General features: G+C 39.8%; 12 protein-coding genes. 4 read left to right on the top strand and 8 right to left on the bottom strand.

The window, feature by feature from the left end:
• Nucleotides 1–376 precede the first annotated feature (376 nt).
• On the top strand, nt 377–616 hold the full coding sequence (gene tusA / locus C7Y70_RS19180; protein ID WP_135476565.1) for a sulfurtransferase TusA: 240 nt from the start codon (nt 377–379) through the stop codon (nt 614–616).
• Nucleotides 617–637: 21 nt separating this feature from the next.
• Here the strand turns inward: tusA and C7Y70_RS19175 are convergent, their stop codons facing one another.
• The 8 genes from C7Y70_RS19175 to dnaA all read right to left on the bottom strand — a co-directional run bounded on the left by C7Y70_RS19175 (nt 638) and on the right by dnaA (nt 11,208).
• Nucleotides 638–1,465, bottom strand: coding sequence for a DUF5677 domain-containing protein (locus C7Y70_RS19175; RefSeq protein ID WP_135476531.1), 828 nt, complete (start codon nt 1,463–1,465; stop codon nt 638–640).
• A gap of 72 nt (nt 1,466–1,537) precedes the next feature.
• Nucleotides 1,538–1,987 carry a hypothetical protein gene (locus C7Y70_RS19170; RefSeq protein ID WP_099297162.1) on the bottom strand — a complete coding sequence of 150 codons (450 nt, stop codon included), beginning with the start codon at nt 1,985–1,987 and terminating at the stop codon, nt 1,538–1,540.
• 60 nt (nt 1,988–2,047) lie between these two features.
• Complete coding sequence (glyS, locus tag C7Y70_RS19165) at nt 2,048–4,117, bottom strand: glycine--tRNA ligase subunit beta (protein ID WP_135476529.1); 2,070 nt, start codon at nt 4,115–4,117, stop codon at nt 2,048–2,050.
• Nucleotides 4,118–4,119: 2 nt separating this feature from the next.
• Nucleotides 4,120–5,019: a glycine--tRNA ligase subunit alpha gene (glyQ, locus tag C7Y70_RS19160; protein WP_099297158.1), complete on the bottom strand. Its 900-nt coding sequence runs from the start codon at nt 5,017–5,019 to the stop codon at nt 4,120–4,122.
• Nucleotides 5,020–5,162: 143 nt separating this feature from the next.
• Nucleotides 5,163–7,589, bottom strand: coding sequence for a DNA topoisomerase (ATP-hydrolyzing) subunit B (gene gyrB, locus C7Y70_RS19155; RefSeq protein ID WP_135476527.1), 2,427 nt, complete (start codon nt 7,587–7,589; stop codon nt 5,163–5,165).
• Between the two features lie 12 nt (nt 7,590–7,601).
• On the bottom strand, nt 7,602–8,696 hold the full coding sequence (gene recF, locus C7Y70_RS19150; RefSeq protein WP_135476525.1) for a DNA replication/repair protein RecF: 1,095 nt from the start codon (nt 8,694–8,696) through the stop codon (nt 7,602–7,604).
• 6 nt (nt 8,697–8,702) lie between these two features.
• Complete coding sequence (gene dnaN / locus C7Y70_RS19145; RefSeq protein ID WP_135476523.1) at nt 8,703–9,806, bottom strand: DNA polymerase III subunit beta; 1,104 nt, start codon at nt 9,804–9,806, stop codon at nt 8,703–8,705.
• A gap of 13 nt (nt 9,807–9,819) precedes the next feature.
• The gene (gene dnaA, locus C7Y70_RS19140) at nt 9,820–11,208 is read right to left on the bottom strand and encodes a chromosomal replication initiator protein DnaA (RefSeq protein ID WP_099297150.1); all 1,389 of its coding nucleotides are present in this window, start codon (nt 11,206–11,208) and stop codon (nt 9,820–9,822) included.
• Nucleotides 11,209–11,715: 507 nt separating this feature from the next.
• Between dnaA and rpmH the strand changes: the two genes are divergently transcribed.
• The 3 genes from rpmH (at nt 11,716) to yidD (ending at nt 12,684) form a co-directional block, all read left to right on the top strand.
• Nucleotides 11,716–11,850: a 50S ribosomal protein L34 gene (gene rpmH, locus C7Y70_RS19135; RefSeq protein ID WP_004335215.1), complete on the top strand. Its 135-nt coding sequence runs from the start codon at nt 11,716–11,718 to the stop codon at nt 11,848–11,850.
• Between the two features lie 7 nt (nt 11,851–11,857).
• Complete coding sequence (rnpA, locus tag C7Y70_RS19130) at nt 11,858–12,283, top strand: ribonuclease P protein component (RefSeq protein WP_058562002.1); 426 nt, start codon at nt 11,858–11,860, stop codon at nt 12,281–12,283.
• Nucleotides 12,284–12,408: 125 nt separating this feature from the next.
• Entirely contained in the window at nt 12,409–12,684 is a 276-nt protein-coding gene (gene yidD / locus C7Y70_RS19125) for a membrane protein insertion efficiency factor YidD (RefSeq protein WP_099297148.1), read from the top strand.
• The last annotated feature ends 3 nt before the right edge of the window (nt 12,685–12,687 follow it).

Raw genomic sequence — 12,687 nt, 5'->3', positions numbered from 1 at the left:
AGAAATAAGACACTAAAGCCACCAGCCAACCACACCAAATAGATTTTACACCTGTAAGAATACTGGAAATAAATACACCATTTATTACAAAGTAAATGAACATGTCGTATTTGTTCAGCTGTTTAAACTTAATCAGAAAATGTATCGCTAAATTTAACAGTGGTATCCATAGTAAAGAGTATTCTAACGCCATCGCCATTCCATGCTTTGATATAATTAAATGAAAATAACATTATTACGTTTACATAGCATCTTTGGGTACAATGTTAGTCTATTTTCAACACGATAAGTGTTGTTACTTTATTTCTTAATTTGAGGCCGTTAAACTAGCGACCTTAAATTAATCATTAAGCGCCACTTGATAAGGTCTACCGCCATGAGTTTTGATAACCCCGATCACCAATTAGACGCCATCGGCCTACGTTGCCCAGAGCCTGTCATGATGATCCGCGGTGCAGTGCGTAAAATGGCAGAAGGCGAAACCTTACTCATCATCGCCGACGATCCCTCAACCACCCGCGACATCCCTAGTTTCTGCACATTTATGGATCACACGTTGGTGGCAAAAGAAGTAGATGAAATGCCGTATCGATACTTGGTGAAGAAAGGATTGTAGAAAGGTGCTAGGTGCTAGGTGCTAATCAGAATAGTTTGTATCATATTTGTTTAATAGCTTATAAGTTTCATTTAATTCTGTTTTAATTTCTATGTTATCAGCTAAATTAAATAACGAAGCTTGATTTAATTTAGCAAGTATAAATGACGTTAAAAAGTAAAGCATGTTTCTATTCTCTTTTCTGTTTATGCTACTACTTTTTTCATCTTCGGCTAATTGCATATATGAATCAAAGCCTGAATGTGAATATCCACATAAATATGAATACTGCATCTTAATAAATTGAGGTAATGTTGTTTCTTTTAATCTGCTATGCATGGATTTTGCATGCCAACCTTTTTCTATTAATTTCCTTAAGTGAGCCTTGTTCTTCCCTAACTCACCCCCTTTAAATTCGATCATTTCCTTTAGCCTTTCAACCTCATTCCTTTCATTGCTAATTTTTTCTCTTAAACTATTTCTAGCTATTACATCATGATTTAGTTTTAGCCTGCTCTTCAAGCCTGAATATTTATAAACTAAAAACCTGAACTCTTTTTCACTTAAGTCCTCTTTCCCTTCAAACCAAAATAATGACGTAAGTGTTGTATATATTTCAATTACACTTCTCAACAAAACTTTTGCTGATGCATGGTCTATTTGCTCGCTATTTTCAATAGCTTCAAAACATGTTCCATCCAAAATTACAGATATACAATTGCAATGATTAAGTAGCTTTTTTATAGATAGATAAAGTAATAACCCTTCTTCTGAGCTTTGATAATAAGAGCACGCTTCTTGAAACAAAAGGCTTGCTTCATTTAAAGTATTTTGAAACTCACCTTTAGTTATAAGTTGCTTATCACTCATTCTAACGTCCTTGTCACAAATCTATCTACTCACTCGGGCAACTGAAAGCTGACGGCTTATAGCTTACAGCTCTCACTTCTTCGTTATCGTCACTTTTGGTTCATTGTAATTACGATAATCAATGCTTACTACGTAGCGGCCTTTTGCTGCTGGGGTGAAGCTAAAGTAATTATAGATGGTATTACAGTCGGCAATGGCTGCTTGACCAAGTACTAGCGATTGCCCTGCTGGTGCAGTTTCGCTGTATCCACAATTGTAGCCTTCGCTAAAGTCGGCATCGGCGATTTTAAATTCGTAGACTTTACCCGGTGTTGAAAACTTAACATCGGCTTGGTAAATCGCAGGAGCAACTTGTTCAAATTGGTACTGTGGCTCTGCATCCCATAAGGTGAAGTCACCGCGTAAGTACATAGTTTTATCTAGCTCTTTACTAGGTAACACGTCATCAATACTAGGAAGTTGAACTTGGCTCGAACATGCGGTTAATAAGCTAACGACCGCAAGCGTTATAATACGTTTCATAGGTTAACCTTAAATACAAAAAAGCCAGCATAGCTGCTGGCTTTTTAAGCTACGCTGAACTTACTTCTGTAGTACAGAAATATCAGCAATATCTAAAAATAAGCCACTTAATTGGCTAAGTAACGCTAAACGATTTTGCTTAACTGCTTCGTCGTCAGCCATTACCATCACGTTATCAAAAAAGTTATCTACACTTTCACGGATACCCGCTAATTGCGCAAGTGCTTCTTGATAATCACCGGCAGCATAAAGTGGTGCAAGGTCAGTTGCGAACTTAGCAACTTGTGAAGCAAGCGCTTTCTCAGCATCATCACTTAATAGGCTCTCATCGACCTTGCCTTGGCTTGTAATGTCATTCTTAGCCAGAATATTACTTACGCGCTTGTTAGCCGCTGCAAGCGATTCTGCTGCGTCTAATGTACGGAAATGACTTACCGCTTTAACACGACGGTCAAAATCAACAGGCTTAGTTGGGCGACGTGCAAGTACTGCTTGAATAACGTCTACTTGAATGCCTTCGTCTTGGTACCACGCACGGAAACGACCTAGCATAAACTCAAACACATCAGCAGATACATTTAGGTTAGTTAGCTTTTCGCCAAATAAGCTTTGTGATTTAGCAACAAGGTCTAAGATATCAAGCGGCAGCTCTTTTTCTACCATGATACGTAACGCACCAATTGCAGCACGGCGAAGTGCAAACGGGTCTTTATCACCTTTTGGTGCTTGGCCAATTCCGAAAATACCCACCAGCGTGTCAAACTTATCTGCGATCGCAACCGCACAGCTGATTAAGTTTGTTGGTAAGCTGTCGCCTGCAAAGCGTGGCATGTATTGCTCATTTTGCGCAATGGCTACGTCTTCGGCTTCACCATCATGGCGTGCGTAATGCATGCCCATCACACCTTGTACGTCTGTAAACTCCATTACCATTTCGGTCATTAAGTCTGTTTTACTTAATAAGCCAGCGCGCTCTGCGAGTGCTTTATCTGCACAGAGTTGCTCAGCGATGTAACCGGCAAGTGCAGCAATACGCTCAGACTTATCTTTTAGTGTACCCAGTTGCTTTTGGAACAATACGCTATCAAGTGATTCTAAGCGGCTTTCTAGGGTTTTCTTTTTATCTGTTTCAAAAAAGAACTGCGCATCAGCTAAACGCGGGCGCACTACTTTTTCGTTACCTGCGATAACAACACTTGGGTTTTTGCTTTCAATATTTGAAACAAACAAAAACTTATTTAGTAGCTTGCCATCTTGATCTAGTAGCGGGAAGTATTTTTGGTCGTCTTTCATGGTGTAGATCAGCGCTTCTGCTGGTACATCTAAAAACGCTTCTTCGAAAGTTGCTGTTAGGGTTACTGGCCATTCAACTAAAGAGGTTACTTCTTCAAGTAAATCTTCATCCATGGCAACCACAGCGTTTACTGCTTTTGCGGCAGTTTCAATTTGGCTGCGAATTTGTGCTTTACGTTCCTCGTAATCGGCAACAACGTGTGCAGATTTAAGCACGTCAAAAACTTCATCAGCATGGTTAATGCTAATTTTTTCTGGGTGATGAAAACGATGGCCTTGAAGCTGATTACTTATAGCTTTACCAAGTACCTCGCCTTCAATAAGTTTATCGCCAAACAAAATTGTTGCAGTATGAACAGGACGAATAAATTGTGTTTTATTCGCGCCCCAACGCATTGGCTTTGGAATAGGCAGTTTTGCTAACGCTTTATTCACCACGTCATTTAGCAAAGCAGTGGTTTCTTTACCTGCTACTTTAGCAATGTGTAACAACCACGCACCTTTATCTGTTTCAAGAGTTTGTGCGTCTTTAACATCAATACCACAACCGCGCGCCCAACCCATGGCGGCTTTAGTTGGATTGCCTTCACTGTCAAATGCAGCTTTTGTTGCAGGCCCACGTTTCTCAACTTCTTTATCTTGTTGTTTGGCTTCAAGCGCTTTTACTTGTAAGCCTAAACGACGTGGTGATGCATACCAATTTACACCTTGATGAGAAAGCTCTAAGCTTTCAAGTTCTGCTGCTAGGTTTTCAGCAAATGCCTCTGCAAGTTTTCGCAGTGCTTTTGGTGGCAACTCTTCGGTGCCAATTTCTACTAATAAATTTTGTGCTGACATGCTTAATCCTTACAAAGCGGGAAGCCAAGCGCTTCGCGAGCATCATAATAACTTTGTGCACATGCTTTAGATAAGGCACGAACACGTAAAATATAACGTTGGCGTTCAGTCACTGAGATTGCGTGACGCGCATCAAGTAAGTTAAATGCATGCGAGGCTTTCATCACTTGCTCATAAGCAGGTAATGGTAAATCAGCTTCAATAAGCTTTTGGCTCTCAGCTTCACATTTATCAAACTGTGCAAACAAGTCTTCAACGTTAGCGTGCTCAAAGTTGTATTTTGATTGCTCTACTTCGTTTTGGTGAAAAACGTCACCATAGGTAACGCGCCCCATAGGACCGTCAGCCCAAACAAGGTCATAAATACTATCTACGCCTTGAATGTACATTGCCAAACGCTCTAGGCCGTAAGTAATTTCACCGGTCACGGGTGAACACTCAATGCCACCTACCTGTTGAAAGTAAGTAAACTGCGTTACTTCCATACCGTTTAACCAGATCTCCCAACCTAGGCCCCACGCACCTAATGTAGGTGACTCCCAGTTGTCTTCTACGAAGCGTACTTCGTCAGTTAACGTATCAATACCTACAGCAGCTAAAGAGCCTAAATAAAGCTCCTGGATGTTCTCTGGCGATGGCTTTAGTACGACTTGAAACTGGTAGTAATGTTGCAAGCGATTAGGGTTTTCACCATAACGGCCATCTGTAGGACGGCGACACGGTTGTACGTATGCGCTAGACATTGGCTCAGGACCAATAGACTTTAAGAATGTTTGTGGATGGAATGTACCTGCGCCAACTTCCATATCGAGTGGCTGAATAATGACACAACCTTGCTGTGCCCAGTAATCCTGTAAAGCCAGGATCAAACCTTGAAAGGTTTTAACGTCATATTTTTGCATATTTGGCTTTTAGTATCTGCTGTGATGTAGCGTGAAAATTACCCTCAGTATACCTTGTGCGTAGTCATGTTTTAAGCAGTTTGTGCAATTGCAGCCAATAAAAAAGGAGCCATCAGGCTCCTTTTTTAAATTATTACTCGCAATTAAACATCGAGGTTCACTACGCGTAGTGCGTTCGTTTCGATAAACTCTCGGCGAGGCTCTACTTGATCACCCATCAATGTAGCAAACAATTGATCAGCACCAACAGCATCTTCGATCGTTACTTGTAACATACGACGAGCATCAGGATCCATTGTCGTTTCCCACAGTTGGCTAGGGTTCATTTCACCCAATCCTTTATAGCGTTGAATATAGATCCCACGCTTAGATTCTGTGATCAACCATTCCAATGCATCCACAAAGTTATCAACAGCTTTTGTTTTTTCACCGCGTTGAATATATGCACCCTCTTTAAGGACGTTAGCGATGTTTTTACCAGTCACAGCAATGCGTTGATAGTCTTTTGAAGCAATAAAGTCATAATGAAGTATGTGTGCTTTATCCACACCATGCTGACGAATATTCACAACCGGATAGTATAGGTTACGCTCTGTATCGTGCTCAGTACCACCATGGAAAATGGTTGCATCTTCGTCACGCTCAATTAAGTCATCAACGAGCTCTTTAGTCCAAGCAATTACCTTTTCTTCATCAGCAAGATGCTCTGCTTTAAGCTCACTTTGATAAATTAAACGATTCATAACCGTGTTCGGGTATTTACGTTTTAAGCGTTCAATAACTTTAACTGTATTTTGGTAATCATGAACAATGTTTTCAAGTGCTTCACCTTCAAGCGCTGACGCATCAGCACTAGTGTAAAGCGCTGCACCATTTAGTGCCAAAGATGTTAAGTACTCAACTAATGCTGGATCATCTTTGATATAACGCTCTTGCTTGCCTTTTTTCACTTTATAAAGTGGTGGTTGAGCAATATATATATAGCCACGTTCAACAATTTCTGGCATTTGACGATAGAAAAATGTTAGTAGCAATGTACGGATGTGTGAACCATCCACGTCGGCATCGGTCATGATTATGATACGGTGATAACGTAATTTCTCAGGGTTATATTCATCGCGACCAATACCACACCCTAATGCGGTGATTAGCGTCGCTACTTCTTGCGAAGATAACATTTTATCAAAACGCGCTTTTTCAACGTTTAAGATTTTACCTTTTAGCGGAAGAATCGCCTGATTCTTACGGTTACGACCCTGCTTGGCTGAACCGCCAGCTGAGTCACCCTCCACTATGTATAGTTCAGATTGTGCTGGGTCTTTCTCTTGGCAATCAGCAAGTTTACCTGGTAATCCTGCTAAGTCCATTGCACCTTTACGGCGAGTCATTTCACGTGCTTTACGGGCTGCTTCACGCGCACGAGCTGCATCAATGATTTTACCCACAACGATTTTAGCGTCCATTGGGTTTTCTAATAAAAACTCAGTGAACTTTTCAGCCATTGCTTGCTCAACCGCAGATTTAACTTCACTTGATACTAGCTTATCTTTGGTTTGTGATGAGAACTTAGGATCAGGTACTTTAACACTTACAACCGCAGTTAAGCCTTCACGAGCATCATCACCCGTCGCATTACTGGTTGTTTTAGCTTTCTTGTTAAAGCCTTCTTTTTCCATATAGTTATTAAGTGTACGCGTTAGCGCAGATCTAAAACCAGCTAAGTGAGTACCACCATCGCGTTGTGGAATGTTATTTGTGAAACAGTAAATATTTTCTTGGAATGCATCATTCCACTGCATAGATACTTCAACACTAATTCCATCTTCTTCACGCTCGTGAGTAAAATGGAATACCCCTTTGTGAACTGGGTTTTTATTACGATTTAGATATTCAACAAACGCTTGAATACCGCCTTCGTATTTGAAGTGATCAGATTTATTTTCTTCTCGCTCATCCGTCAAGATGATGCTCACACCAGAATTCAAGAATGATAATTCACGTAAACGTTTAGCTAAAATATCATAATGGAAATCTAAGTTAGTGAACGTTTCAGCACTTGGCCAAAAACGTAACTCTGTACCTGAGCTATCAGAATCACCAATAACGGCTAATGGCGCATCTGGCACACCCATGGTGTATGTTTGCTCATGCAATTTGCCTTCACGGCGAATAGTTAGTTTTAGTTTTTCTGATAATGCATTTACAACAGAAACACCTACACCGTGTAAGCCACCTGATACTTTATAAGAGTTATCATCAAACTTACCACCAGCATGAAGTACCGTCATGATAACTTCAGCTGCAGATACACCTTCTTCTTCATGTATTGAAGTTGGAATACCACGACCGTTATCTCGAACAGAGACTGAACCATCTATATGAATGGTGACAAAGATGTCATCACAGTGGCCGGCTAAGGCTTCATCAATAGAGTTATCAACGACCTCAAACACCATATGGTGTAAGCCTGTGCCATCATCGGTGTCCCCTATATACATTCCAGGACGCTTTCTTACTGCGTCTAATCCTTTTAGTACTTTAATACTCGACGAATCGTAATTCTCAGACATGGTTAATCCCACTTATCTTGTTATTAGGTTGCCATGTTTCACGTGGAACATTTCTAGTTCTCGTTGCATGGGTTCCACCACAGCAGAAATACTTTCAGATTCAATTGCAGAAATAAATATTTGGGAGTGACAGTGCGACAACAATTGGCCGACCTTCTCTTTCGTATCTTCTCCAAGCTCTGAAGGTAAATCATCTATTAGCAATATAGATTGCTTTTCAGTTTCTGACTCAATCAAACTATTTTGCGTTACTTTTAACGCATAAAGCAATAGCTTCAATTGACCGCGGGAAAATGTATTTTCAACACTGTTGCCAGAAACACTAAAATTAAAATCGGCCTTATGTGGGCCTTTACTGGTAAAACCTTGACGGCTATCGCGTTCAAAGTTTTGTTCAAGGGCATCGCTTAGAGACTCAGTCTCTTTCCAGCCAGCTTGATAGTTTATTTCTAAATCGCTTATAAGCGTTAAGTCTGCACACATTTTATCAAAAAACTGTTGCTTAAACCTACTTATATACGCAATTCTTAAAGTATTTATTTGCTCAGCCAGTCTAACAAATTCTTTATCCCAAAACCTAATTTGGTCAAAATAATTTTTGGGTTTGCTTTTTAATAATGCATTTCGTTGCTTGAGTACTTTATTGAATGATTGCCACAAATAAAAGAAGTCTTGTTCCACGTGGAACAATCCCAAATCTAAAAATTTACGGCGTTCTTTTGGGCCACCAAAAAATAAAGAATAGCTCTCAGGCGTAATAACTTGAACAGGCATGAGTTGTGCGAGCTCAGAGACTCTGCGGCTAGTTTTACCTTGAATCTTAAGCTCGGTATCTCCATTTAAGCTTTTGCTGATACCGATTGGTATAGACAAGTTATAAAGCGATTTTCTACCATGTATTGTAAACTTACTCTGCTGGTGCTTTATAATGCTTTTATGTTTAGGTGTGCGGAATGATTTGCCATGAGAAAGGTAATAAATAGCCTCTAAAAGGCTGGTTTTTCCACTGCCATTTTCACCGTAAATTACATTAATACCGTTTACAGGTTCCAATGTAAGCGCCTCAATGTTTCTAAAATCATTGAGGCTTAAATGACTTAAACTCATAAAACCTTATAAGCGCATCGGCATAACAACGTACATGGCTTCTTCGTCACCCGCACCTTCAATTAATGCACTACTATTTGAATCAGCTAGAGTAAATAAAACATCTTCTGTTTTAAGTGTGTTCAAGACATCAAGTACATAAGAAACGTTAAAACCAATTTCTAAATCATCACCTTGATAATTTACCTCAACCACTTCTTCAGCCTGCTCTTGCTCTGGATTGTTTGCAGTTATTTTTAGCAAACCTTCAGAAAGGTTTAGTCGAACCCCTCTAAACTTTTCGTTCGATAAGATTGAGACACGTTGAAAAGCGCTACGTAACCACTCACGGTTTGCGGTAATTACTTTATCGCCACCGCGTGGTAATACTCGACGATAATCAGGAAAGCGGCCGTCAACCAATTTACTGGTAAAAGTAAACTCGGTATCAATAATTCGAATATGGTTTGCACCAAATTGAATCGTTACCAGCTCTTCGTCGGCAACCATTAGTCGCATAATTTCTTGCACGCCCTTACGTGGAATAATTAACTGACGTTGTGTATTTAACGAGTGAGGTAATTCTTTTTGCGCAATTGCTAAACGGTGACCGTCTGTAGCAACAGTTTTAATGTCTGTGTTATCTACTTCAAACGACATGCCATTTAAGTAATAACGTACATCTTGATTAGCCATTGAAAAATGAGTGCTTTCAAGTAGCTTACGTAATTCTAACCGAGTTAACTGAAACTCTACTTCACCATCCCACTGCTCTAAATTAGGAAAGTCTTCAGCAGCAAGCGTAGTTAATGAAAAACGGCTTTTACCACTGGTTAAGAGCAACTGATGATCTTGGCTTGATAATGTTAACTCAGAACCATCTGGCAAACTTTTACAAATATCCAGCAACTTTTTTGCTGGTAATGTTAGCTTTGTATCTTCAACATCGTCACCAACAAATACGTTAGCGACAAGCTCAATTTCAAGATCTGTACCTGTCATGGCCAACTGACCATCTACGACCTCTAACAATACGTTAGATAAAATCGGCAAGGTGTGCTTACGCTCAATCGCACCCGACACTTGCACTAAAGGTTTTAAAAATTGATCTCTTGGTATGGTTATTTGCATAGTAAAGTCAGCCTTAAGATGACAATGTTCTTATTAGGTTTTGATAATCTTCTTTCACTTCGTGGCTTTCATCACGCAGTGATTTAACTTTTCGGCACGCGTGCAATACAGTGGTGTGATCTCGCCCACCAAACGCATCGCCAATCTCAGGTAAACTGTGATTTGTTAATTCTTTTGATAATGCCATTGCAACTTGGCGCGGCCTTGCTATAGAGCGGCTGCGACGTTTAGATAGTAAGTCGGATACGCGAATACGGTAATATTCCGCAACGGTACGCTGAATGTTATCGATCGTTACAAGCTTGTCTTGCAGCGCTAATAAGTCGCGTAGTGCTTCTTTAACAAAGTCGATTGAAATTGGACGACCGGTAAAATTAGCATTGGCAATAACACGGTTAAGTGCACCTTCTAGCTCACGTACATTTGAGCGTAATTTCTTAGCTATAAAAAACGCCACTTCATGAGGTAAGTTAATTTTACTCTGCTGCGCCTTTTTCATTAAAATAGCAACGCGCGTTTCAAGCTCTGGTGGCTCAATAGCAATGGTTAAACCCCAGCCAAAACGTGATTTAAGGCGGTCTTCAACCCCTTCAATCTCCTTTGGATAACGGTCGGAGGTTAAAATAATTTGCTGGTTACCTTCAAGTAACGCATTGAAAGTATGGAAGAATTCTTCTTGAGAGCGCTCTTTATTAGCAAAGAATTGAATGTCATCAATCATTAACGCATCTACACTACGATAGTAGCGTTTAAATTCTTCTATGGCATTATTTTGCAGCGCTTTTACCATATCTTGTACAAAACGCTCTGAATGCATATAGACAATTTTAGCATCGGGCTTATTCGCCATGATGCCATTCCCTACAGCATGTAATAAATGCGTTTTACCTAAACCAGTTCCGCCATATATAAATACAGGATTAAAAGCAGCACCTGGATTATCTGCAACTTGTGTTGCGGCAGCTTTTGCTAACTGGTTAGATTTACCCTCAACAAAACTATCAAAGGTATAGTTTTCTTTTATATTTGGTTTATACCCAGATTTAGGCGCAGGCTCTACCACTTGCTTAACCGCTTTTGGTTGCTCTACAGCAGCGGGTTGATTTATTGGTGGCGTATTATCAGCAACGGGAGCCGCCATCTGCGTATTTAATATAGGCTTGCTGCCCACATCAAAACGTAATTCAGGTGCTTCATCTTTACAAATTTCGACAAGTAATTCGTTAATGCGGTTGAGGTATTTCTCTCTCACCCAGTCAAGTACAAACCGATTAGGTGCATAAATAGTCAAGGTATCTTCGGTACTTTCTGCTTGTAATGGTCTTACCCACATACTGAACTGCTGCGAAGGCAGTTCATCTTGCAATACATATAAACAACTTTGCCAAACCGACAGATACACAGTTAAACTCCCAAAGATTTAGTTTTTATTCCCGGCCATCATAATAAACCAGAAAGTTATACTTTTATTACTGTTATTAGGCAATTTATTAACCCAAGACCGACTATTATGAAGGCACTTTATCCACAAGTACAAGATTGATTTTTTTGAAAAACATGATCTCGGCTTAAAAAATTAGTAACATACTGATTTATAATAAAATATATTTTTAACACCACTGACTGATCATAACAAAAAACCCACTAGATCGCGATGGAAATAGTTGATCTAATTTAGTTACCCCAAGCTTTTATGCACTTTTTATACAGAGGCTGTGGAAAACTCCTTTATTATAAGGATCCTAGCTGATCCCACTGTTTTTACTTTGTCCCATACTCTATTATATATGTAATTATGATTGACTTTAGAGGTCTTCCTCTATAATATCTCGCGCTCGCAATGGCACCTGTGCCAGGATCGCGACCTGCATAGGATGTTTTAACCTTTAACCGATCGGATGGAATTGTTATGAAAAGAACTTTTCAACCTAGCGTTTTAAAACGCAAACGTGCTCACGGTTTCCGTGCTCGCATGGCAACTGTAAATGGCCGTAAAGTATTAGCTCGTCGCCGCGCTAAAGGCCGTAAAGTTCTTTCTGCTTAATATATAAGTGGAAGACTTTAACTTTGGCAGGGAGTTACGTCTGTTAACTCCCTCGCATTACTCTCGCATATTTAATGAACCCGCTCGGGCTGCAACTCCTTTCTTTACTTTATTAGCAAAACCTAATGACCAAGCAAAACCTCGCTTAGGCCTTACTGTTGCTAAAAAACGAGTTAAAAAAGCCTGTCAACGTAACCGTATTAAACGTCTTGCTCGCGAAAGTTTTCGTTTAAATCAGCATACTATTGATAACATCGATATTGTGTTAATGGTTAAAAGTGGCATCGATGAACAATCAAACGAAGAGCTCACAAAGCAATTAACTAAATTGTGGCGCAAAATTAATGAACGCTGCAAACCGGGTGCCCCTAAACCACCCCCATTTAAAAGACGACCTAATAAATCGGCTAAATCAAATAAACAAAGCCAATAGCAATAGAATTATAGGGTTAATTAAGGTATCTTTAGCTCACCTTTTAATCATGCATTTAAAATTCCGTTTTGGGTGTTTAAATTCATGGTATCCACCCACTAAATATATACAGAGGATAGAACATCATGAGGTTACTTAAACCAATTGTTGCTTTTCCAACGTTTTGTTTAGTGTTAATAATTCGCGGTTATCAAAAGTGGATTAGCCCGCTGTTAGGTCCGCATTGTCGTTTTAATCCCACTTGCTCAAGTTATGCTATTCAAGCAATTAATTTGCATGGATCTGTAAAAGGCAGTTGGTTAGCGCTCAAACGCATATTAAAATGTCATCCTTTACATTCAGGCGGAGACGACCCCGTTCCTGAAAAAACAACCCATATTAACCACCAACACGAGAAATAAGAG

This window comes from Pseudoalteromonas sp. KS88, from assembly GCF_004766475.1.
GTDB lineage: Bacteria > Pseudomonadota > Gammaproteobacteria > Enterobacterales > Alteromonadaceae > Pseudoalteromonas.
This window is presented reverse-complemented; position numbering and strand designations above follow the sequence as displayed.